Below are 22,910 nucleotides of genomic sequence, written 5' to 3' on the forward strand. Positions count from 1 at the left end.
TCCTTCCGAAAGGGAATTTCTTCCACCCTGTACCGCCTGTCACAGAGAGTCAACTGGGGTGAGAGGCTCAGCTTCACCGTTTTGTGCACCATGGGGGCTTCGGCGTAGAGTGAGAGCCGAAGGGGCTTTAGCTCAGTTGGTAGAGCGTTTCGTTCGCAATGAAAAGGTCAGGGGTTCGATTCCCCTAAGCTCCACAGGTTTTTTTCACAGAGATGGCTTGGTCTCCTAGAGACAGTTTGGTCTCACAGAGGTGCAGAGGTGGTCGCGGGTTGAAGCTGCAGACATTGACCATGACCAGCATTCTGGGCCTCGCAGGTCTCGCGCACTTCCTCAGACCCCAGACCTTCGACTCGATCGTTCCGCCCCGACTGGGCGATCCCCGTGTCTGGACCTATGCCAGTGGTGTGGCCGAACTTGTCTGCGCCACGATGCTCGCTGTGCCTGCCACACGCAGACTGGGCGGATCGGCCTCTGCCGCGCTCATGGTCGGTGTCTTTCCGGCCAACATCTACACCGTGAAGAAGCACTGGCACAATCCTCGGGGACGTACGATCGCCCTGGCTCGTCTGCCGCTGCAGGTTCCCCTCGTGTGGATGGCCTGGAACATCGCCGGTGATCGGGCCGAATCCTCAGACTGAGGGCTGGTGGGCAGCGGTGACCAACTCTGCCGTCGCCCTGGTCATTGACACATACCGGTCCACCCCACCCTGCACACCGGCGCCGAAGCCCTGCGGGTCCACGAGGATGACGAAATCGAATTCCAGTCCCTTGACCTCAGCTGGCCCCATCACGGTGACCCGTTCAGCTCTGATCCCACTCCACGAGTCCGGTTCCATAGTGATGACACAGACGATTCCCTCGCTGTGGGAGACCAACCACGCACTGATCAAGGAATGTACCCCGTCTGTGCGGATGCGACGGACTGGGACACCTGACTGGCGAACCGAACGCGGTACATTGGCGTGCGGGATGACCTCTCGGATCACGGGTTCCGCTTCGCTCATCACCTCAGCGGGGGTGCGGTAGTTGATGCTGAGGTGAACTTCCTCGACGTTGAGGCCGAGGTGCCTCAACCGCTCGTCCCAAGTCTGGAGAAAGCCATGACGTGCCTGTGCCGGGTCACCGACGATGGTGAAGCCCTTGGACGGACACCGGTCAAGGAGCATGTGCCACTGGGCATCGGTGAGATCCTGCGCTTCGTCGACGATGATGTGACCGTAGGGCCCCGCGAGACGGTCTGGCGCGAGGTCCTCCCGAGCCGAGGGATTGTCCAGCGCGCCGCGTAGGTCCTCGCCCTTGAGCATCTGCATCTGCATCAGTTCACTATCGTCAGCGGCTACGAGATCGGCAACGACATCGGCCATGCGGTCCTGCTCGGCTGCCGCCTCCGCCTCGGCACGACGTCTCTGGCTCAGATCAGCAGGATCACCGATACGACGCCTGGCTGCGTCGATGAATGGAATGTCCGCCTTCGTCCAATCTCTGGCTCCGGATCGCTGCAACCACGACACATCTTCGTCGCTGAGCTCGGGTGCGACGAGACTCAGGTAGGCCGGGACGGTCCAGATATCACCCGCGATGTCCAAGGGGTCGAGAAGCGGCCAAGTGGTTGTCAGGACCTCGCGAAGATCGGGGTCCTGTCCGATGAAGGCGCGGACCTGGTCTGGTTCGGCCTCTTCATCGGCTTCGACGACGATCTCGGTGAGAATGTCCAGCAGTTCGTTCCAGACCAGATCACGCGCAGTGTTGTGATCGACGTCCGTATCGTGCGCTGAGAAAGCCGTTGCCCAGTCGCCTGGAGTGACCGTGAGATCACCCCACACCGTGTCGATCGTCAGGGCGGTGGTGGGAGCCTGCTCATAGATGCTCACGGCACGGTCGATGACTGCACCGGGATTCAGCTTCCCTTTGAGGCGAGCGCCGCGTTCGTCGTCATTGGCCGCAGTAGTCTCTGGGACCAGGTCGTCCAAAGTGCAGAGGCGCACACCGTCCTCGCCGAGGCGCGGCAGCACGTCGTCGACATAGGACAGATACGCGGGATTGGGGCCGACGAAGAGCAGGCCGCCACTGCTGGCGATGCTGGGATCGGAATAGAGGAGGTAGGCGGCACGGTGCAGGGCGACCACCGTCTTCCCGGTTCCCGGCCCACCGTCGACGACCAGCGGTGAGTCGGCCGGGGCGCGGATGATCGAGTCCTGGTCGGCCTGGATGGTGGAAAGGACATCGTGCATCTTGGTCGATCGGCTGGCCCCCAGAGAGGCGATGAACGCAGCCTGATCGTCGAGGGCCGCGCTCTCCTCGACGCTCGCCGACGTGAATCTTTCGTCCCAATAGTCAGTGATCCGTCCGTTCGACCACCGGTAGCGGCGCCGTGTTGACAGTCCCATCGGAGAGGCGAGGGTGGCCGCGAAGAACGGTTCGGCCAGGGGCGCCCGCCAATCGATGAGCAGGTTGTGGCCGTCTTCATCTCGCAGCCCCGTCCGACCGATGTAGACGATCTCACCGGTATCAGCGAACACCATGCGCCCCAGGCATATGTCAAGGGCGAAGCGGTGCAGCAGACTCAGTTCGGAGGACAGGCGATGAATGGCGGAATCGCGGTCCAGTGCGGCTTCGCCGGAACCCCCAGGGGCACGACGGAGGTCAGCGAGTCGGGACTCGACGGCGGCAAGCTCGCTGTCGATGCGACCGGAGATCCGAGCAAAATGGGCGTCATCGGCTGAGATGAGTTCAGGCGTGTCCTTGGCAGAGAGTCGGGAGGGCAGATTGAAGACGGTCGAGGGCATCCGGAATCCTTTGTCTGAAAGAGTGAAGACCCCATTGTTCCCCCTGACCAGGGCCTTGCGGCAAGCCCCCATCCATGGCATATTCTGATAACGGCAGGGACTACCGGAATTCACCCCACCGGCATTGCGCTGACTGCTGCTCTCTGCAGCCACGGTCGCTTTCCAGGTCGAAGGTGCGAGGACCACAGGCGGTCGCGGACGATCCGTCTGGGACGATTTCGTCGATTATCCCGGCAACTTCATCGATTCCAGCACCGCTGATCCCGGTCCCGGCAGTTATCGCCGCAGTGCCGAGGATGCAGTGTTGCTGACAGGTCAGACAAAAGAGGGTGTCAGGAGATGCCGAGGAGCTTCCCGCTCTTCGCCAGCTCAGGATCGGTGCAGGAGGACAGATCGAAGCAGCAGGGGCGTCGTTTCCCCGACTCCAGCTTCGAGATCGCGACTTCCACACGGCGTGCGCGGGTGTCGGCGTTCTTCGTCGCTTGGATCCATCGCACCCACTCCCACCGCGCCATCGGCGTCAGCCCAGCCCATACTTCGGTCAGATCGGCTGCGTCCACAAGCGCTGCGGCGAAGTCAGCGGGGATCGAGGTCTCCGGCCATTCCTTCGTCGGAGTCAATGACACGTCCACGGTGTCGGCATGGTCTGCACCCAACTTTGCAGACAGCTCATCGGTGACGTTGATCCAATGTCCGCGCATTCCGTCGGGTTCGACCACCGTAGTGACGTCGACCCCGCCCACCTGCCCATGCGCGGCGACCTGACCACGGGAGGGCAGGTCCGCACTGGCATCGGCGGGCAGGCGCAGGATCGGCCTGCTGTTGATGATTTCCAGCTGCGTGGAGAATGTGATGGCTGTGGGAGTGTTCCTCTTCGTGCTCATGATCACCAGGATAGTCTCCGGGCACACGCGTGACTTCTCGAATCCTGACAGCCTGATGACTCAGCCTGTCTCGGTCTCATCCCAGTTTCCGTCCCACCCAGTCAGGAGATGCATGCGCGATCATCCTGAGGCGTTCCAACACGCCGTTGGGAAACGGGGCGGCCGCGCCCGAACTCTGGTCCACGTGCACAGCAATGATCTCCTCGGTCGCGACGAGCTGCCCAGCGGCTCTCATCTCGTAGGCCAGGTGCATCTTCTTCGACCCTGCGGATACAAGGGTGGGTATGACCTCCACCTGCGCGCCGAGCCCGACCTCGTCGAGGTAGCGGATGTGGGATTCTACGGTGTAGAGCGAGGTGGAGTGTGCCTCACGATGTTCCTGGCCGAGTCCGACCTGGTCCATCACCTGATCCGTGGCGAAACCGAAGATCAGAACATAGAAGGCTTCCGACATGTGGCCGTTGTAGTCAATCCAGTCTGAAATCACCTGGGTTCGATAGGTGCCGAGTTCGATCGGCTGCGATTGGCTCCGTGGTTCTGGTTGACCGCTCAGTTCGGTCTCCGCAGACATTCTTTCTGCTTCGGAAGCATCCGCCGAGGTTATCCGCCGCTGTGTTCCGTCCGCGGCTTCGAGCTCGGCCGTGAGCCTGCGCAAGGCGATGATGCCTGCGTCGCGTGTGGCGATGAGATCAGGAATCGTCTTGTCACCACTGGCCACTTCACAGCCGGCCACGACATCATCACGGAGCTTCTGTGTGAGCTCTGGAGCATCCAAACGGGTCCAGGGCGATTTCAGCGAGGGACCGAAGTGGTCGAGCATATGTGCCATCCCGCCCTCACCGCCGGCCAGATGGAAGGTGAGCATCGGCCCTTGGAACGGCCATCGCAGGCCGGGACCATCGGTGATCGACCTGTCGATCTGCTCCACCGTGGCTTCACCATGGTCGATCATGTGCAGAGCCTCTCGCCATTGCGCCTCCTGGAGCCGATTGGCGATGAACCCGGGAACCTCGTGGTCCATTCTGATCACGGATTTCCCGATACGGGTGTAGAACTCGGCCGCCCAGTCGACGGCCGCAACGGCAGTGGACTCTCCGCCGACGACCTCGACGAGTGGGATGAGATAGGGCGGGTTGAATGGATGCCCGACGACGAGGCGCTCGGGATGTCTGGCGTCGACCGCCATCTCGGTCATGCTGTAGCCGGAGGTGGATGAGCCGATGACGACGTGTTCGTCACAGACGGCATCGATGCTGGCTAGGAGGCTGCGTTTGAGCTCGAGGTCCTCCGGAGCCGACTCCTGAACGAAGCCGGTCCCCGCTACAGCCTCGGCGAGGTCCGTGTGCACCGTCCAAGCATGTCGGTCCGCGCCTGCGACCATGTCGAGTTCGGCCAACGCGGGCCAGGCCGCATCGATGAGGCGGGTGAGCTTCTCAGCCGCATCCGGTGCCGGGTCCCAGACTCTGACCGTGTATCCCTGAGCCAGGAAGTAGGCGGCCCAACCGCCGCCTATGGTGCCGGCTCCGATGCAGGTGACCGTGGTGATGGATGCGACGTCAGGGTAGGACTGGGCAGTCACAGCCGCGCTCACAGGTCGAGTCCCGTCACAACCGGCGCCTGCACCCGCAGATCGAGGATGTCGCGGGCCTCGTCGGGTGTGGCGACCTCTGCGCCGAGGCCCTCGATGATGTCGACAGCGCGTTCGGTCAGCGAAGTGTTGGTGGCCTTGACCCCCTTTGCCAGGTACAGATTGTCTTCAAGCCCGACCCGGGCATGGCCTCCGGCGAGAACGGATTGGGCAACCCACGGCAGCTGATTGCGGCCGATGGCGAAAGAGGTGAACTGCGCACCGGTCGGCAGCATGTTCACCATCGCAGTCAGGAGCCCGGCATCGACCGGTGCTCCGTAGGGGACTCCCATGCACAGCTGGTAGAGCGGCGGAGGATCGATGAGGCCCTCTTCGACGAGCACATTGGCGAACCACAGGTTTCCGGTGTCGAAGATCTCGAGCTCGGGCCGAACGCCCAGCGTCTGGATCTTCTTCGAGCCCTCACGCAGCATGTCAGGAGTGGACACATAGATATTCGATCCGTCGCCGAAGTTCAGGGAACCGCAGTCGAGGGTGCAGATCTCGGGCAGCAGCTCTTCGACGTGGGGAAGGCGTTCGAGGGCGTTGACGAGGTCCGTGCCCGGCATGTGAGTGGTCGGATCCTGGGGATCGACGACGAGATCTCCACCCATTCCTGCGGTGAGGTTGATGACGGGATCGACGTCGGAGGCACGTATCAGGCGCACGACCTCGCGGTAGTGGGTGACCTCTCGGGAACCCTGCTTGGTCTCGAGGTCGCGGACGTGGATGTGGACAACGGACGCACCGGCACGAGCAGCCGCGATCGCATCATCGGCGATCTCCTGCGGTGTGACGGGTACGTGCTCGCTCTTGTTCGCTGTATCGCCGGCGCCGGTGACGGCACAGGTGAGTATGACCTTGCGATTCATGATGACTCCTCATCAGGGTTGGTGTTGACGATTGCGCGTTTGAGGTAACTGGAGAGTCGACGGCGGAAGGTTGCCACGTCCATGATTCCGGTGAGGACCTTGACCCCGAGACCGTCGAGCAGCGAGGTCAGCTCATCGGCCATGGCCTCGCTGTCGCCAGAGCGGAAGAGCCCGTCGGACTGACCGGCTTCGATGGTGGAGCGCACGGTGTGCGACCAGCGTTCGTAGTGAGCCGGATAGTCAGAGGTATGGGCATCTTCGAGACCGAGCCGAGCCCAGGTCTGGAGCCAGATCGACCACTCGCTGCGTGAGGTGCGGCCGATGGGCGACTGAAGTTCGAGCAGACGTTCGAGCCGGCGATGGGGGTTGGGAATCTTGTCGAGCCAGGCGATCTGACGGTCGAAGGCGAGCTTGACCGAATAGTCGAGTGTTGCGTCGAAGAGATCAGACTTCCCATCGAAGTAATAGTGAATGCTCGCATTCGAGATCCCAGCGGCGTCCGCGATGTCCGCGATTCGCACCGTCTCATAACCATGGCGGGCGAACAGATCCCATGCCGTTTCGACGATGAGCCTGCGCGGCGAGGAGCCCGGGTGTGGCCCAGGACTCCGGTCAATGCCTGGTTGGTACCGCAGGGGAGTCGCGGACACCTGCGATTCGTCGCCGAGCAGCCAGCTGACCGTCACCCCGGTAGCGGTGGCCAGAGCGAGGAGCTCTTCGGTGCCGAATCTGCGTCGGCCAGAAAGAGACTTCGACAGCTTCGTCTCATCGATTCCTATGCTCGCGGCCACATGTCGTTGAGACAGATCGCTGGTGCGCAGTGCCTCTTTGGCCCGTTGGGCTGTGACGCCGGCGCCGTGGACACCAGCTCCGTCGACACCGGCTGCGCTGCGATCCGTCATGGCCGCCAATCTATCTGCTCTTTGCGCAGATCGCAAGTAATGCTGGTGATAAATCAATACTTGCGAGTGACATTGTCCGCAGCGGTTGCCATGTTCGTGCACTGGAGACCGCCGTGATCAGAGGGGAGCGGATATTCTCGAAGGGATGAATCGATCGCCTGATGACACTGTTCCCACATCGGAGGGGCCCATGAACGACAATCTCCATTCACGCATGCACGTCGTATCCGACGAGACCCGAAACCTCGTCAACCTCGTCCTGGACTACTCGCGTCGGCGCACCTTGGCCGTCGACACTCCACTTGATCACCCGACGACCGAGACCGAACTCAAGCGACTGGCCGGACCGACCATCACCGAGGATGGTGTCGGGTCATCTCGCGCGCTGGCGATCTTCGAGCACATCTTCGCTCCCGCCTGCATCACAACTGACCACCCGAAATACCTGTCCTTCATTCCGAGCGCGCCGACGAAGGCGGCCGTGGCGTTCGACCTTGTGGTCTCCGCCAGCGCGCTCTACGGAGGCTCGTGGCTCGAGGGGGCAGGCGTCGTCCATGCCGAGAACGAGGTCCTGTCCTGGCTGGCCGGTGAGTTCGGGCTGCCGACGAGCTCCGGCGGCGTCTTCGTTCAGGGAGGCACGATCGGCAACCTGTCAGCACTGGTGGCGGCACGTGATGCGCGCAAGGCCGCGCTCGGCGAAGAGAAGCCGGGGCGCTGGGTCATCGTGTGCAGCGCCGAAGCACATTCCTCGGTCGCCTCGGCAGCAGCCGTGATGGACGTCGATGTAGAGCCAGTTCCTACCGGGGACGACGGCATTCTGCGTCCCGACGGCGTCCGGGCTGCGCTTGAAGAACACGGCGATGCCGTCATCGCTGTGGTCGCGACCTCGGGGACGACGAACTTCGGCACCATCGACGATATCGCCGGAATTGCGGCGCTCAAGGATGACTTCAACTTCTGGCTCCACGTCGACGGGGCCTATGGGCTGGCTGCGATGCTCTCACCCCTGGCCCGGCACAAGTTCGCCGGCGTCGAATCCGCCGACTCGGTCATCGTCGATCCGCACAAGTGGCTCTTCGCCCCGTTCGACGCCTGCGCGCTCATCTACCGCGACCCGACCTTGGGGCGGCGAGCGCACACCCAGCGCGCCGAATATCTCGATACCCTCACCGACGCTGAGGAGTGGAGTCCTTCGGACTACGCCATCCAACTGACCCGGAGGCCTCGGGGCCTGCCGTTATGGTATTCCCTGGCCAGCTACGGTGCCGAGACCTATCGCGAAGCCATCGGCCATTCGATCGAACTGGCGATGCAGATCGGCACAGAGATCAAGAAGCGTCCGAATCTCAAACTCGTCCGCGAGCCCGAACTCTCGGTCGTCGTCTTCGAACGTGCCGACTGGTCCCGTGAGGACTATCAGCAGTGGTCGGACCGACTGCTGGAAGACCAGCGGGCCTTCGTCGTACCCAGCTCGCACCAGGGGCGGCCCAATGCCAGGTTCGCGATCGTCAATCCGCTCACGGCCTTCGAAGATCTCGTCGACATTCTTGACACGATGGAGTGATTCGACGTTCTGAGGCTCCTCGACCTTAGGTGCGAAGTCCTGCTCAGCCCTTGGCGTGAGGCCGGGGCCGCGGCCGGAGCTCGACGGTGAATGTGGGCAGGAGGAACTGCGTGATCGGTCCGATTCCCAGAGCGTAGAGCGCGGTGCCGATGCCGAAGACGCCGCCGAGCAGCCAGCCGACGATGACCACACTGACCTCGATGAGGGTGCGCACCAGTCGGATCGACTTGCCGGTGACTCGCGACAGGCCTGTCATCAGGCCGTCACGGGGGCCGGGGCCGAACTGCGAGCCGATGTACATCGCCGAGGCGATGCCGTTGAGGATGATGCCGCCGACGAGGAGTGCGATATTCCACCACAGTTCCTCCGGTCGGGGCAGGAAGAGCCGCGTCAGATCGAGAAAGGGTCCGATGAGGAGGGCATTGAGCAGCGTCCCGAGTCCTGGCTGCTGCTTGAGCGGAATCCAGGTGAGGAGGACGAGGAAGGACGTGATCGTGACGATGGTGCCGAAGGTCAGCGGCAGGTGCTTGATGATGCCCGAATGGAGTACGTCCCAGGGCATCATGCCCAGCCCGGATGTCACGATCATGGCCATCGATGCGCCGTAGAGGTAGAGGCCGAGGAGCAGCTGCGGCAGTCGACGGGGGAGTCGACCGCTCTTGAGCTGCTGGATCGGGCCGATATTCGCGAGTTCGCGCTTCGGCACAGGTGTTGATGACATCGTAGGTCTTTCCGGTTCGTTCTGACTGATATCACCATCTTGTCTCGAACTGGCCTTGTAAAAAATAGCCAATTGGAAGAAAGTGGTCATATCGCCACCGGTCGGGTGGACGAGGCATCGACACAGCGAGGTTGGCATGAGCACGGCAGTCATGAGCGGTCCCAGGTTGGCAGGCATCATCGGCACCGGGCCGTGGCCAGGACCAGCCTATGATTCGCTGACGGCAGGGATCTCGCGCGCCATCGGCGACGGCCGCATCCCGGTCGGGGCCAGGCTGCCCAGTGAGCGTGAGGTCGCAGCCGCGACTGGCCTGTCTCGGACGACGACCACCCGCGCCTTTGCGAAGCTGCGCGAACAGGGGTTCGTCCTCACCCGGCGCGGTTCCGGAAGCGTGGTCCAGATGCCGGAAGTCCCGGGCGGTCGCATCGATCATCTCCTGACCCCGGCCGGAGCCGACGAGGCGGAGATCGACCTCACCTGCACCGCCTCGGTGGCGCCGCCATGGCTGTTGGGAGCCTACGAACGCGCGGTCACGCAGATCCACGCCTATCTGCCCGGTACCGGGTACTATCCTTCGGGGCTCCCGGTTCTCAGGGAACTCATCGCCGAGAGCTACACCGCTCGCGGTGTCCGCACCGATCCGGATCAGATCCTCATCACCTCGGGAGCCTTCGGCGCCGTGGCCATCGCCGTGCGTGCACTCAACGAGGGTCGAGGCCGGGTGCTCATTGAGAGTCCGACCTACCCGAACGCGATCGCGACCCTGGAAGGTGCCGGTGCCTCCCTGATTCCCTATCCGCTCGAAGTGGGCCCGGCCGGACACCATTGGGACATCGAGGCTATGGACCACATCGCACGCCAGACCCGTGTGCGATCGGCCTACCTGATCCCCGACTTCCATAACCCCACCGGGGCGCTTCTGCCCGAAGAGCAGCGCCCCGAACTCGCATCCATGCTTCGGCGCAACTCCATGGTGCCGATCTTCGACGAGTCCTTGGTCGAGCTGGGGCTCGATGGCGATCCGACACCCACGCCGATGGCGGCCTTCGTCCCCGACTCGATCACGGCAGGAAGCACCAGCAAGATCTACTGGGGCGGTCTGCGCGTCGGGTGGCTGCGAATTCCGGCCCACCGCATCGAGGCGATGGCGTCCACGCGTCTGAGCCTCGACCTCGGCGCTCCCGTGCTTGAACAGCTTGTCGCCGTCGAACTCATGCGTGACCATGACACAATCGTCGGCGCATACCGCGACAAGCTGCGCGCGGCCAGGGACAATCTCGCCGCGCAGGTGCGCGCTCATCTTCCGACCTGGCAGGTCGTCGTGCCCAGCGGAGGCATGGCGCTGTGGTGCCGCCTGCCCGAGGACCGTTCCGGTGCCCTTGCCGTCGCTGCGAGAAAACACGGGCTCGGGTTGGTCTCCGGACCCAATTTCGCCCCCGCCGGAGGCCTGGACCGGTGGGTCCGGCTGCCATACACCGTCTCCGAGGCTCAATTGGATGAGGTCGGCCCCCGCCTCGCCGCCGCCTGGGACGACGCTCTGAAGTCCACTGACCGTGTCCCGGCCGGACGAGCGCGGATAGTCGCCTGAGACGGTCTGGGTACCATGAGGACATGGACGAGGACCAGGCCGCGAACGAGGGGCCCAACCACAACGGACAGTATGCGACTGCGACGACTGCTGAGGACTTCCGGATCAACATCGCCGAGGTGAATCGGCGCATCGAAACCGCGGCTGTACGGGCCGGCCGCGACTCCTCTGAGATCGAACTGCTGCCGGTGAGCAAGACGGTTCCTCAGGAGAGGATCCGAGAAGCTGTTGCCGCCGGCTGCCACAAGCTCGGCGAGAACAAGGTCCAGGAGGCCTTCCGGAAGTCGGCCGAGATGTCTGACTTGGACATCGACTGGGCCGTGATCGGTCATCTGCAGTCGAACAAGGCACGTGAGGTCGCGAAGTTCGCCTCCGAGTTCCAGGCTCTGGACCGGCTGAAGGTCGCAGCTGCTCTCGACCGACGTCTCGAAGCGGCGGGTCGCAGCCTGGACGTCTACGTTCAGGTCAACACCTCGGCAGAAGAGTCGAAGTTCGGGATGCCGCCTGAAGAACTCCTGAACTTCCTGCGAGAACTGCCGCAGTTCCCGACCCTGAACGTGCAGGGCCTGATGACTCTCGCGGTGTTCTCCTCCGACCTCGATCGTGTCCGCACCTGCTTCCAGAGTCTGCGCGCTCTGCGGGACCAAGCGCAGGAGACCGACCCCGAGCTGATCGGCGCAGGGAAACTCTCAATGGGCATGTCAGGGGACTACGAAGTGGCCATCGAAGAAGGAGCGAACTGCGTTCGTGTCGGCCAGTCCATCTTCGGCAAAAGGGCGCTGCCTGACAGCTACTACTGGCCCGAGAACGGCTGACTGCCCCCGCGTGCTCGCTTCACTGACCAGACATCAGGTCCTCTGGTACCTCATCGCCATAGTCACAGGCGCTCTCATCGGGCTGGGCCAGCCGGTAGCATCATCGCTCGCCACCACTGCGATCACGCCCTGCCTCATCGCGCTCCTGTTCGTGACATTCCTCGACATCCCGTTCGATGCCGTCCGTGTTTCCTTCACGGACATGAAGTTCCTGGGCGCAGTCACCCTCGTCAACTTCCTGATCGTCCCGCTGATCGTCGCCGGCCTCTATGCCATCATGCCTCCTGCTCAGCCCATCATCCTGCCAGTCCTCATCGTTCTCCTCACCCCCTGCATCGACTACGTCCTCGTCTTCACCAGATCGGCAGGCGGCGATCACGTAAGTCTGCTGGCACTGACGCCGGTGCTCATGCTCGTCCAGATCATCCTCCTGCCGGTCTACCTGTGGATCATTCTCGGCACCACAGCAGTCGGACCGATCGCGCCGGGGCCCTTCATCGCCGCCCTCGTCATCTTCATCCTCCTGCCGCTGGGTACCTCAGTCGTCGTGCGTCTGCTGTCTCGGAGGTCGACGGTCGCGGATCGCTGCGTCCAGAGTGTCTCGGGGTCGATGGTGCCAATGATGATGCTCACCCTGGCTGTGATCGCCGCGGCGCAGGTGCCCCTGATCGCTTCGCATCTGTCGGATCTCGGTGGTGCCGTAGCGACATTCGTCGTGTTCGCGATCATCATGACCTGCCTCGGCGCGATCCTGGCTCGGGTGCTGCCTCTGAGCGTGGGCCAGGGGAGGAGCCTCGTCTTCACCGCGGTCACCCGCAATTCGCTGGTCATGCTCCCGATCGTGCGCGCCATGACTGCAGATGGCATCGGTCCCTCGACCGTCGTCGCGCAGACGATTGTCGAGCTTGTCTTCATGCTCCTCCTCGTCCGTCTGGTCCCACGAATCCTGCCGGACACCGCCGTGTCCGAAAACCGCTAGTATTGTCGCTCTCGGGCGAGCAGAATAGTCACATGCTCACCACAGATCAGTGCTACCAGGCAGTGGCCGGACGCGACAGACGCTTCGACGGAATGTTCTTCACCGCGGTTCATTCAACGGGCATCTTCTGTCGTCCGTCCTGTCCGGCGAGAACTCCGCTGCGCAAGAACGTCGGCTTCTACCAGACTGCAGCGGCAGCGGCGGATGCCGGATTCCGAGCCTGCAAACGGTGCCGACCCGATGCCAGCCCGAATTCGCCTGAGTGGGATAGTCGAGCCGATGTCACCGCCCGGGCCATGAGACTCATCCAAGATGGTCTCGTCGACCGGGCGGGGATCTCCGGCCTCGCCTCGGCATTGGGATACAGCCCACGGCAGCTGGGACGAGTGCTGCAGTCCGAGATCGGCGTCGGGCCGCTTGCCATCGCCCGCACCGAACGCGTCAGGACTGCTCGAACGCTGGTCGAATCGACGACCTTGTCGATGAGCGAGATCGCCTTCGCCGCCGGATTCTCGAGCATTCGACAATTCAACGACACCTTCCGAGCCGTGTATTCGTCGACTCCGCGGGATCTGCGCAGCAGCTCCGGGGAGGCGCACACCGGTCAGGACATCACTGTCCGCCTCGCCTACCGGCCGCCGTTCGACCATGCTCACCTGTTCAGGTATCTGAGTGTGCGTGCGATTCCCGGGGTTGAGGATGTCAGCGGCGATCGCTACACCCGTTCGCTGCGCCTAGCGCACGGACCTGCCGTCCTGACCCTGACACCGGGTGCCGGTGACTACATCGAGTGCCACCTCGGTTTAGCCGATACCCGCGACCTGGGAAGCGCGGTCGCCAGGGCCAGGCGAATCCTCGACCTCGACGCGGACCCCATCGCGGTGCGAGCGACACTGACCGAGGCAGGGCTCTCCGCGCTCATCGACAGGTACCCGGGCATCCGCTCCCCAGGAACAGGCGACCCCGTCGAACTCGCAATTCGAACGGTCCTGGGCCAGCAGATCTCGGTCAGCGCCGCGCAGACTCATCTGACCCGCCTGGTGACCGCCTATGGTCAGGTGCTGCCGGATGAGCTGAGGGCCGGCACTGTCGACCGAGTGTTTCCCACCGCAACAGCAATCGCAGAGATCCCCGACGAGCATTGGGCGCTGCCCGGTCGCAGGATCGCCACCCTTCGAGCGCTGAGCGCACACCTGGCCGACGGCTCGATCGATCTGGGGCCGGGATGCGACCGGACTGAGGTCAACGACAGCCTGCTCGCCATCCCCGGAATCGGTCCGTGGAGTCTTGGCTACATTCGGATGCGTGCGCTGGGAGACCCCGATGTCCTTCTCAGTTCGGACCTCGGAGTCAGGAAGGCTATGGAGGAGCTCAACGGTTCAGACACAGACATGACCGCCTGGACCCACCAGTCGGACCGTGCCCGACCCTGGAGGTCCTACGTCACCCATCTGCTGTGGGCCCATCACTCCCAGCCACAACCATGATCAGCACAGCGAATCAGGAACAGCACCGCGAATCAGGAACGGAGAACACAATGACGATGACACTGACCCAGCCCACGGCGAACGCAGCGCGATATTCGATCATCGACTCGGCGCTGGGGAGGATTCTTCTCACCTCCGACGGCGATCACCTGACCGGGCTCTACCTTGATGATTTCGATCGGATTCTTAAGCGACTGGCACTGTCAGGCGATGCCGAACCGGTCCTCGACGACGGACTCACGGTGTTCGCAGCGACGGGGGAGCAGCTCGCCGAGTACTTCGCGGGAACCCGCGTCGCATTCGACATTCCATTGGCCCCGAAAGGCACCGAATTCCAACGCGAAGTCTGGCAGGCGCTGACAACGATTCCCTACGGCGTCACCGCCGGATACGGGGAACTCGCTGCGTGGATCAGCAGACCGACAGCGGCGCGCGCAGTGGGAGCCGCCAATGGTCGGAATCCGATCAGCATCATCGTTCCCTGCCACCGTGTGATCGGAGCGAATGGGGCGCTGACCGGCTATGCCTGGGGTGAAGAGAAGAAGCGGAGACTGCTCGACCTCGAAGCGGGTCGCTGACGGCAACTTCGCATACGAGCCACGCATACGAAGATGGGCCCGGCCTCATTGTGATGAGACCAGGCCCTTCATGCGGTGGAGGTAAGGGGATTCGAACCCCTGACCTTCTCCATGCCATGGAGACGCGCTACCAACTGCGCCATACCCCCGCTTGCTCGATCAATATTACTCAGGTGCGCGCGGGACGACAAATCGGCGGAGAGTGACGCTGGCCACACTCGTGTGGTTAGCCGGTGGCGGGAACAGGGAATCTGACGCTGGCCGGGACCAAGTGAACTCCCGGTCCCGGCCACCGGACATCAGATCATGGGCCGAACATAGTAGAGGTACTTCGCGACGTCGCGTTCGCGCTGCTCCTTCACCCGTTCATCGCGAGCGTGTCTGCGAAGCTGCGCCCGACGACGGTCGCGAAGAGTGACCTGCTTGCGATCCTTTGCGGCGGCAGTCGGACGGCGGGCCCATTGGATCAACTTGAGCCCGGTGTTCAGTGCCACACGCCGTGGATATGTGATTGGAAATGCCGTGGACAAAATGATTCCTTAATGTTTTCGGGCAGGGGGAATGCCCAAATGAGGGTTAGTGGAAATGTTCGAGGACAATGAGCTGAAGAAAGGCCCGAAGACTCGAATGAAAGCGACTTCTGGGAAATGAACTCACGGATCGATGTCCGCAATCAGCTGAGCCTTGGTGGGAATCAGATGAATTGGCGGCAGCAGCCCACAGGCAGGCTCAATCGGATAGTGGATCAAGGCCCCAAAGGTCGGTGGTGTTCATGAATGAACGCACCTGGTGAACAACGGTGTCCTGGGCGAGGCCACCTCAGGCGTGCTTGCACCGTGTGGGCGCCAACGGTGGCGACACAGCGGTATGACCTGGGTAATCTAGCGGCAGAGGAAGTACCGGCGTTCAGATGACCGGTGGAGAAAGACGTAAGATGCGGCTGAAATTCAGCCGACGAGCCCTTGTCCGCCAATCAAGCAGGCAGTGTTCCCGGTCCAGCAGTGCTGGGGCTTCGGAAATGCGATAAGTTTCGGCATAGTTCTGCGCTCCCTTCTTGGTCGTGGATCTCGTTTGAGCGGCGTCAGCGCTCAAGATGGGCTGTTGCAATTCTGGGGTTTGTGCGAATCCGTAATTGCACTGTCGAATTTATCACAGGTGAAGAACTGTGTGTAGGTTTTGTTCATTCTTTCTGAACTTTATTGTGACTAATGAGAATCGTGGGTTATTCGGTCCGGTCATCGATGCGCACCGTCACGTGGAGCACCTTTCCATCGGGCTCGGGATGTGAGGTCGAAGAATGCTGAGCTGCCGACGTAGAATCTTCTCAGACTCGCGACTTACTGGGAGAAGACAATGTCACAGCCTGCTGCCACCCCTCGACGACTGGTCGTCGGATACATCGCCACCGATCGTGGACGCGACGCCATCGCTCTGGCCATCTCATTGGCACGTTCTGCTGGGATCGAACTCATTGTGACGATCGTACGTCCGGAGTCATCGACCTTCACGGCAGGCAATTCGATTCCGCAGGACGGCACCGGGATCGTCTCGCAGCAGCTCGAAGACTGGCTCGACGAGGCACTGGCGCTGGTGCCCGATGACGTCACGGCCCGCGGTGTCATCCACACCTCGTCCAATGAGTCCAAAGGTCTGATGGAGGTCGCCGAGACCGAAGGTGCACTCGGCATAGTCATCGGTGCTCGAGCCACGACGCTGATGCGCTCATTCCGCATCGGGACCGTCGCGACCTCGTTGCTCCATTCCTCAGTGGTCCCGGTGGTCCTGGCTCCTGCAGGCAACTCGGACATCGGTCCCGTCTCTCGAATCACCACGCTCTTCGGCGCACGCCCCGGAGCCGCGGCGCTCATCGGTGCCGCCGTGCAGTCAGCCGCGGCCCTCGACGTGGATCTGCGGCTGCTGTCGCTGATCGAGAACGACGGGCTCGGCGAGGACGATACCGTGGAGATTCAGGAATTCGCCGAGGAATACGGGGGAGCGGTGTTGGCCGGCCGCGCGGCCGAGATGTTCGAGTCGGGCCGGGCCGTCGTCAAGTCTCAGGCCGGAGCCGACATCGAAGACGCGGCCGCGAACGTGGACTTCCAACCTGGCGAGATCGCATTCATCGGTTCGAGCAGACTCGGCCGAGGCGGACGCGTCTTCATCGGTGCGCGTGCCAGGCGACTTCTGCGTGTGCTGCCGGTGCCTGTCGTCGTTGTGCCCCGGCGCGCGAGCAGCACTGTCTCGACGAAGTGAGCCTCCCTGCTCCTGAGCGCACCGACTTCACCGTCGACGGTCACCCAACCGCCGTGTGGGTGCACTCCTCGGGATCGACCGCGCGTCCTGTGCTCATGGTCCACGGATTCCGCGGCGACCACCACGGAATGGACCTCATGGCAGGGGCGATCCGTGATCGCGATGTCATCGTCGGCGATCTTCCCGGATTCGGCCTCACGCCACCACTGTCGGCAGGTCTGAGTCTTGACAGCTACTGCGATCATCTCGTCGGGCTCATCGCAGAGGTGGCTTCGCGTTGGCAGGCCGCGCCGATCGTTCTCGGCCACTCCTTCGGCTCGATTCTGGTCGCACATATGGCTGCGCGCCGACCGGCGACTGTCGGTGAGCTCATCCTCATCAACCCGATCACGACACCGGCGCTCGAGGGCTCCGCCAAAGTGCTGACGGCTCTGACCCGTCTCTACTACAACCTCGGAGCCCAGCTGCCGGAGACGATCGGTCACCAGCTGCTGGCCAATCCGATCATCGTGCGGGCGATGAGTGAGGTCATGGCCACCACCAGTGACCGCGGTCTGCGCCGCTATATCCACGATCAGCATGCTCGGCATTTCTCCACCTTCAGCGATCGGGATTCGCTGGCAGCGGCCTTCGAGGTTTCGGTCGCCCACACCGTCACCGAGGTGGCCGGCGACCTGAGGATGCCCATGCTCGTCATCGCCGGAGACAAGGACGCCATCGCCCCGATCCCGGCAACTCGCGAATTCGCATCGGAGTTGGCGTGTGCACAGTTCGTCGAGCTCTCCGGTGTGGGGCACTTGGTGCACTATGAGCGTCCCGAGGAAGCCGCCTCGGCGATCATGGGATTCTGTCGCGGCAGGGAATGAACACCGAAAGGGGGCCGATGCGAATCATCGCATCGGCCCCCTTTCGCTCATACCAGGGACTCAGCCCTTACGGTCAACGATCCAGTGATAGACCATGGGGACGATGAACGCGAGGCAGGAGGCGAGCAGACCGGCCCAGAAGAGCCAGAACTCGGTCCCCGGTGCGCCGAAGAATCCGGCACCGAAGAGGTAGAGACCGAACACGAAGAGGGCAAACGAGAAGACGAAGACGATGACGTCAGCGAACGATGCTGAGTTCCGAGTTCTCTTCGTGGTGGCGATATTGGACATGTTCTCCTCCGACGGTCTTTGGGGTGCAGACTGACACACTGAGATGAAGTCTACACGCAGTAGAGAAGATTCCGGGCGCGGCTGAGGCCCGAGTCACGGTGGGAACCGATCAGTCGCGTGCGGAGCTCTTCTCCGGGACCAACCAGCCCAGCAGGGCGGAGACGATGGAGATGATGATCGCGGCGAGGATGGCCGAAGGGAAGAAGGTGTCGATGGTGAACTGGAACGGGGTGAAGCCGCTGAGCCAACTGGTCAGCGCCAGCATGATCGCATTGATGACGATCGAGAACAGCCCCAGAGTCAGACAGGTGATCGGTGCGGACACGATGCTGAGGATCGGTTTGATGAACGCGTTCGCCAAACCGAAGATCAACCCGACAACGAGGTAGGAGATGATCGTGGCGGCGATCGGCCCGGTCTGGTCTTCCACGACTCGGTTTCCTGCGATGGCAACACCAGGCAGGATCCAAGCCGCAACCCAGATCGCACATGCGTTGACGACTACTCGAGAGAGGAAGTTCATGCAGTTATCTTCCCATTCTCGTCTGCATTCTTACTGAGTCGCGGATGGGAATGAGGTCTGTGCCAGATGGCGAAGGTGAGCAAGCTCAAACGCTTGAGCTCACGATCACCCTCGTCTGCCGGCTCCGATCCCGGTAGCCTGGAAGAAGCGCCCACTGGCGCCGACACGGACAGCAAGAGTGCATCTACCGAGTGATTTCGATCCAGGTCACCACGGCGGCACCGATCCCCATCGCAGTGATGGGGGAGAAACTGGATTGATATGCCCAGCAACGAAACCCGCACCCGTCCCGACCAGATCGCAGCACCGACGCTGCTGAGCATCGTGGGCCGCACCTACTTTCCGATCGCCTTCGTGGCCAGATTGCCCTATGCCATGGTGGTCATCGGTGTCCTCACCCTCGTCGTCGCCGGCCGTGACTCGCTGAGCCTCGGCGGAGTCAACTCGGCCATGGTCGGCCTGGGAACGGCGATCTTCGGCTCCTTCATCGGCGCCGCAGCTGACCGTTGGGGGCAACGCCGCGTCCTGCTGATCGTGGGTCTGCTCAACAGCATCGCCCTGATCTTCATGGCCTGGGTCGTCTTCAGCCCCCTCCCTGATTCCGTGGTGCTCATCGCCGCCTTCGCCATCGGTGCTACAGCCCCGCAGGTCGCCCCGATGTCACGCTCACGCCTCGTTGAGATCATCATGTCCACGCTCAACGGCCCCAGACAGCAGAAGACTCTCAACGGCACAATGGCCTACGAGTCGGCAGCCGATGAGTTCGTATTCGTCTTCGGCCCCTTCATCGTCGGTCTCCTCGCCACGACCCTCCACCCGGTCGCGCCGATCATCGGCGCGGTCATCATGACCTTGGTCTTCGTGTCCTCTTTCGCCCTCCACCCCACGGGCAGGGCCGTTGAGAGCACCTCAGCACAGCCACGAGTCCAGGCTCCGGCAAAGGAGCTGTTCACCTTCGGCGTCTTCGTCGTCGTCCTCGGCGTCTTCGGCATCGGGCTCGTATTCGGGTCGACGCTGACGGCACTGACTTCACTGACGAACGATCTCGGACGCCCCGAGGAAGCCGGTCTCATCTACGGAATCATGGGCATCGGCTCTGCCATTCTGGCCATCACCGTCGCAGTGTTCTCCCCACGCTATGCGCTGTGGGCACGACTGCTGTCCTTCGCGCCCCTGATGCTCATCGGAGCCGTGATCATGGCGTCGTCGACGTCGATGGTCACCGTGATCATCGCCCTCCTGCTGATGGGCTGCGCCGTCGGGCCGACCTTGGTGACCCTGTTCAGCCTCGCTGCCGAACGCAGTCCGCTCGGTCGCTCGGCGACAGTGATGTCCATGGCGGGTTCCGCGATCATCGTCGGCCAGTCGGTGGCATCGGCAGTCAACGGAATCCTCGCCGAGGAGGCCGGAACCTCGGCCGCAATGGCTGTCCCGATGGCAGCTTCCGCACTCGTCCTCGTCGCCGGCATGCTCAACCTCCTCGTCGGCAAAGAAGCCCGAAAAAGAGACCTGGTTCACTCGTAGTTTCCGCTTGTTGGGACGCGACGTCCCAGCATTGAGATCGTGTGACCTGAGCAATAACGGGGAGTAGCATTGCCGCTTGTTCACAGTGAATCGCGCATCGCAGTGCGCGTTTGCACGTCACAACGGAAAGCACGATATGTCATCAAGCACCTCAACGGCTGAGGCCACGCGGAACGACACCCGGTTCTTCGGGCACCCGCTTCCGCTCATGCAGCTCTTCAGCCTCGAACTGTGGGAACGGTTCTCCTACTACGGCATGAACGGCATCCTCGCCATCTACCTGTACTTCCAGGTGTCCGAGGGCGGCCTGGGCATGCCTCAGCCGACAGCCATCGGAATCGTCGGCGCCTACGGCGGCGCCGTGTTCTTGGCGACGATCCTCGGTGCATGGGTCGCAGACCGGATCCTCGGCGCGGAGAGGATTCTCTTCTACTCGGCGATCATCATCATGGTCGGCCACATCTGTCTGGCGCTCATCCCCGGCTTCGGCGGAGTCGCCGCCGGTCTCATCCTCGTCGCTCTCGGCTCCGGTGGCCTCAAGGCCAACGCCTCGGCCCTCGTCGGTGAGCTCTACTCGGAGAAGGACCCGCGCAGGGATGCCGGGTTCACGCTGTTCTACATGGGCGTCAACCTCGGTGCCTTCCTGGGACCGCTCATCACCGGCCTCCTGCAGAAGGAGATCGGCTTCCATTTCGGCTTCGGCGCCGCAGCAGTCGGTATGGCTCTGGGTCTGATCATCTATGCCACAGGTCGGAAGAACCTGCCGGACGAATCACGCGGCGCGGTCAACCCGCTGCCGTCTTCGAGGCTCTACCTCTTCATAGCGGCCATTGTCCTCGCAGTCATCCTCATCGTCGTGCTCTGGTTCTCAGGTGTCGTGAACCCGGACAATCTGGACTGGTGGATCGCGGGAATCTCGGCGGGCGCTGCGGCATGCTACTTCGTCGTCATGTACGTCAGCCCGCAGACGAACTCCGATGAGCGCTCACGCGTGCTGGCGTTCATTCCCTTCTTCGTCACCTGCGTGGTCTTCTGGTCCCTGTACCAGCAGATCTTCGGGACGCTCACCGCGTACTCGGACACTCAGATGAATCGCGTGATCTTCGGCTGGCAGATGCCGATCAACTGGCTCCAGCTCATCCCACCGATCTTCGTCATCGCCTTCGCCCCGGTCTTCTCGGCCATCTGGTTCAAGCTCGGCACGCGCCAGATCTCGACCCCGGTCAAGGCAGGGCTCTCGCTCATCCTCATCGGCATCGCGTTCCTGCTGTTCCTGCCGTATGCGAATGCCGGCGAACATGAGACTCCGCTGCTGTGGGTGGCCTTCATCCTGCTGCTCTTCGTCTTCGCCGAACTGCTCATCTCTCCGATCGGTCTGTCCTTCTCGTCGAAGGTCGCACCGAAGGTGTTCCAGTCACAGATGATCGCCGTGTTCTTCCTCGCCTCTGGCGTGGGAACCGCACTGTCGGGTGTCCTCGGCGGCTACTACTCGGCCGACAATCAGACGCCGTATTGGACTTCGATCGGCGCTGCATCGATCATTCTCGGGTTGCTGGCACTGACCCTCACGAAGCCGATGCTCAAAGCACTGCGAGGAATACGCTGACATCTCGCACAGGGGACGCTTCCCGTGTGCGCATGCTCTGATTCGATGAGACGCCCTGGCTCACACCTCGTGATCCAGGGCGTCTCATCATGTACGCGGGAGAAGCCTGGCACCGGTGGATGACAACTGCGGCCGGCCGCGGGCTCTCACACTCCGATGAAGATGGGCAGCGCCTCGGGATGATGTGCGTAGACGATAGTGAGGAAGACGAGCGCGTCGAAGAGGAGGTGGACCGTCACGGTATAGGGCAGCGATTTCGTTCGAGTGAAGATATAGGCCTGCACGAGTGCGAAGGGGATCGTCAGCACCGGGCCGATCGATCGATAGCCCAACTCCCACAGGAAGGACACGAAGATGATGGTGGTGAACACGTTCGCAGTCCAGAAGGCGAAGTGCTTGCGCAGCAGGGCGAAGACCGTGCAGATGAAGAACAGCTCATCCCAGATGCCGACAGCGTTGACGCCGAAGAAGAGGCGCACGATCTCATCCCACTGAGTCACCGGCGGCCAGTTGAGATAGACCCCGGTGCGCATGAAGTACTGGGGGAGGACGAGCCAGGCGACGACGATGACGAAGGCCAGCCATGCCCATTCCATGCGCGACCACTTCTGCCCACGACGCAGAGGGAAGACGATGGTCCGGTCCCTGAACCCATATCGGGTGATCAGCCACGGCCCGATCACCACGGCGGACAGCACGACTCCCATCCGAGCGATGTTGGACCATGAGATATCGGCTGCCACCGAGATGGAGGAGATCAGTCCCAGGCAGCCGGCGATGACGCTGAGGTCGCGTGCGAACTCTCGGTCGGCCATCCATGCGACGATGAGGGAGGCCACCATCGGCGCGTAGCCGAACGCCCTCAACTCGGGAAACGTGGTTCCGAGCCCGAATAGGACGAAGGCGGACAGCGCCAACAGCACTGCGGCCAGTCCCGGCCAGGAAATGAGATCGAATCGTTTGGAATCAGGTTCGAATCGCGTTTGTGTGTCCACGCTTGACACTCTAAATCACCACAGTCCGAACACCAGCGCGAGAACCGGC

At 62.6% G+C, this 22,910-nt stretch carries 21 protein-coding genes, 2 tRNA genes and 1 pseudogene; 13 read left to right on the forward strand and 11 right to left on the reverse strand.

All coding sequences use genetic code 11. The annotated features are described in order from the left end of the window. Positions 1-121: 121 nt before the first annotated feature. Together FO013_RS05305 and FO013_RS05310 are read left to right on the forward strand one after the other, a co-directional pair. A tRNA-Ala gene (locus FO013_RS05305) sits at positions 122-194 on the forward strand. 96 nt (positions 195-290) lie between these two features. Continuing rightward, positions 291-638, forward strand: a complete 348-nt coding sequence (locus tag FO013_RS05310) for a DoxX family protein (protein WP_143921546.1) — start codon at positions 291-293, stop codon at positions 636-638. Here FO013_RS05310 and helR read toward each other — a convergent pair. Next, the gene (gene helR / locus FO013_RS05315) at positions 630-2,786 is read right to left on the reverse strand and encodes an RNA polymerase recycling motor ATPase HelR (protein WP_143921547.1); all 2,157 of its coding nucleotides are present in this window, start codon (positions 2,784-2,786) and stop codon (positions 630-632) included. The two genes, FO013_RS05310 and helR, sit on opposite strands and share 9 nt — an antisense overlap. Before the next feature lie 136 nt (positions 2,787-2,922). Between helR and FO013_RS05320 the strand changes: the two are divergent. After that, a pseudogene (locus FO013_RS05320) lies at positions 2,923-3,090 on the forward strand (family 1 glycosylhydrolase); the annotation flags it as partial. A gap of 28 nt (positions 3,091-3,118) precedes the next feature. Here the strand turns inward: FO013_RS05320 and FO013_RS05325 are convergent. From FO013_RS05325 to FO013_RS05340, 4 genes are all read right to left on the reverse strand, one after another. Continuing rightward, positions 3,119-3,670 carry a YdeI/OmpD-associated family protein gene (locus tag FO013_RS05325; RefSeq protein ID WP_143921548.1) on the reverse strand — a complete coding sequence of 184 codons (552 nt, stop codon included), beginning with the start codon at positions 3,668-3,670 and terminating at the stop codon, positions 3,119-3,121. A gap of 76 nt (positions 3,671-3,746) precedes the next feature. Further along, positions 3,747-5,261, reverse strand: a complete 1,515-nt coding sequence (locus FO013_RS05330) for a 3-hydroxyacyl-CoA dehydrogenase NAD-binding domain-containing protein (RefSeq protein ID WP_143921549.1) — start codon at positions 5,259-5,261, stop codon at positions 3,747-3,749. Further along, entirely contained in the window at positions 5,258-6,169 is a 912-nt protein-coding gene (locus FO013_RS05335) for a beta-keto acid cleavage family enzyme (RefSeq protein ID WP_143921550.1), read from the reverse strand. The genes FO013_RS05330 and FO013_RS05335 overlap by 4 nt, the downstream gene beginning before the upstream one ends. Beyond that, complete coding sequence (locus FO013_RS05340) at positions 6,166-7,071, reverse strand: TetR family transcriptional regulator C-terminal domain-containing protein (RefSeq protein ID WP_143921551.1); 906 nt, start codon at positions 7,069-7,071, stop codon at positions 6,166-6,168. The genes FO013_RS05335 and FO013_RS05340 overlap by 4 nt, the downstream gene beginning before the upstream one ends. A gap of 190 nt (positions 7,072-7,261) precedes the next feature. On the opposite strand from FO013_RS05340, the gene FO013_RS05345 reads away from it, so the two are divergent. Further along, entirely contained in the window at positions 7,262-8,635 is a 1,374-nt protein-coding gene (locus FO013_RS05345; RefSeq protein WP_143921552.1) for a pyridoxal phosphate-dependent decarboxylase family protein, read from the forward strand. Positions 8,636-8,678: 43 nt separating this feature from the next. Here FO013_RS05345 and yczE read toward each other — a convergent pair whose 3' ends face one another. After that, on the reverse strand, positions 8,679-9,356 hold the full coding sequence (gene yczE, locus FO013_RS05350) for a membrane protein YczE (protein ID WP_143921553.1): 678 nt from the start codon (positions 9,354-9,356) through the stop codon (positions 8,679-8,681). A 136-nt stretch (positions 9,357-9,492) separates the two neighbouring features. Between yczE and yczR the strand changes: the two genes are divergently transcribed. Genes yczR through FO013_RS05375 form a run of 5 tightly spaced genes read left to right on the forward strand, consistent with a single transcriptional unit; the run spans position 9,493 to position 14,803 of the window. Next, positions 9,493-10,944, forward strand: a complete 1,452-nt coding sequence (yczR, locus tag FO013_RS05355; protein WP_260848005.1) for a MocR-like transcription factor YczR — start codon at positions 9,493-9,495, stop codon at positions 10,942-10,944. Positions 10,945-10,967: 23 nt separating this feature from the next. Next, on the forward strand, positions 10,968-11,759 hold the full coding sequence (locus FO013_RS05360; RefSeq protein ID WP_143921554.1) for a YggS family pyridoxal phosphate-dependent enzyme: 792 nt from the start codon (positions 10,968-10,970) through the stop codon (positions 11,757-11,759). Positions 11,760-11,769: 10 nt separating this feature from the next. Next, positions 11,770-12,738 carry an arsenic resistance protein gene (locus FO013_RS05365; protein WP_186293001.1) on the forward strand — a complete coding sequence of 323 codons (969 nt, stop codon included), beginning with the start codon at positions 11,770-11,772 and terminating at the stop codon, positions 12,736-12,738. A gap of 32 nt (positions 12,739-12,770) precedes the next feature. Next, positions 12,771-14,225 (forward strand): AlkA N-terminal domain-containing protein, encoded by a 1,455-nt coding sequence (locus tag FO013_RS05370; RefSeq protein WP_143921556.1) that lies wholly within the window; start codon positions 12,771-12,773, stop codon positions 14,223-14,225. 50 nt (positions 14,226-14,275) lie between these two features. Next, the gene (locus FO013_RS05375) at positions 14,276-14,803 is read left to right on the forward strand and encodes a methylated-DNA--[protein]-cysteine S-methyltransferase (RefSeq protein ID WP_143921557.1); all 528 of its coding nucleotides are present in this window, start codon (positions 14,276-14,278) and stop codon (positions 14,801-14,803) included. Positions 14,804-14,879: 76 nt separating this feature from the next. Here FO013_RS05375 and FO013_RS05380 read toward each other — a convergent pair. After that, positions 14,880-14,952 (reverse strand) — tRNA-Ala (locus FO013_RS05380). Between the two features lie 150 nt (positions 14,953-15,102). Then, the gene (locus tag FO013_RS05385; RefSeq protein ID WP_143921558.1) at positions 15,103-15,297 is read right to left on the reverse strand and encodes a hypothetical protein; all 195 of its coding nucleotides are present in this window, start codon (positions 15,295-15,297) and stop codon (positions 15,103-15,105) included. Positions 15,298-16,156: 859 nt separating this feature from the next. Between FO013_RS05385 and FO013_RS05390 the strand changes: the two genes are divergently transcribed. After that, positions 16,157-17,056 (forward strand): universal stress protein, encoded by a 900-nt coding sequence (locus FO013_RS05390; protein ID WP_143921559.1) that lies wholly within the window; start codon positions 16,157-16,159, stop codon positions 17,054-17,056. After that, a complete protein-coding gene (locus tag FO013_RS05395) occupies positions 17,053-17,922 on the forward strand; it encodes an alpha/beta fold hydrolase (protein ID WP_143921560.1) in 870 nt (289 codons plus the stop codon). Before FO013_RS05390 ends, FO013_RS05395 begins: the two co-directional genes overlap by 4 nt. 60 nt (positions 17,923-17,982) lie before the next feature. Here the strand turns inward: FO013_RS05395 and FO013_RS05400 are convergent, their stop codons facing one another. Together FO013_RS05400 and FO013_RS05405 are read right to left on the reverse strand one after the other, a co-directional pair. Then, on the reverse strand, positions 17,983-18,213 hold the full coding sequence (locus tag FO013_RS05400) for a hypothetical protein (RefSeq protein ID WP_143921561.1): 231 nt from the start codon (positions 18,211-18,213) through the stop codon (positions 17,983-17,985). Between the two features lie 109 nt (positions 18,214-18,322). Continuing rightward, the gene (locus FO013_RS05405; RefSeq protein WP_143921562.1) at positions 18,323-18,736 is read right to left on the reverse strand and encodes a phage holin family protein; all 414 of its coding nucleotides are present in this window, start codon (positions 18,734-18,736) and stop codon (positions 18,323-18,325) included. A gap of 261 nt (positions 18,737-18,997) precedes the next feature. Here FO013_RS05405 and FO013_RS05410 point away from each other — a divergent pair, with 261 nt between their 5' ends. Both FO013_RS05410 and FO013_RS05415 read left to right on the forward strand, forming a co-directional pair. Beyond that, positions 18,998-20,260, forward strand: coding sequence for an MFS transporter (locus tag FO013_RS05410; RefSeq protein WP_143921563.1), 1,263 nt, complete (start codon positions 18,998-19,000; stop codon positions 20,258-20,260). Positions 20,261-20,396: 136 nt separating this feature from the next. Next, the gene (locus FO013_RS05415) at positions 20,397-21,866 is read left to right on the forward strand and encodes a peptide MFS transporter (protein ID WP_143921564.1); all 1,470 of its coding nucleotides are present in this window, start codon (positions 20,397-20,399) and stop codon (positions 21,864-21,866) included. Positions 21,867-22,012: 146 nt separating this feature from the next. Here the strand turns inward: FO013_RS05415 and FO013_RS05420 are convergent, their stop codons facing one another. Further along, positions 22,013-22,861 (reverse strand): CPBP family intramembrane glutamic endopeptidase, encoded by an 849-nt coding sequence (locus tag FO013_RS05420; protein ID WP_260848006.1) that lies wholly within the window; start codon positions 22,859-22,861, stop codon positions 22,013-22,015. Positions 22,862-22,910: the final 49 nt, after the last annotated feature.

The organism is Brevibacterium aurantiacum (genome assembly GCF_007558825.1).
In the GTDB taxonomy this organism is placed as follows: domain Bacteria; phylum Actinomycetota; class Actinomycetes; order Actinomycetales; family Brevibacteriaceae; genus Brevibacterium; species Brevibacterium aurantiacum_A.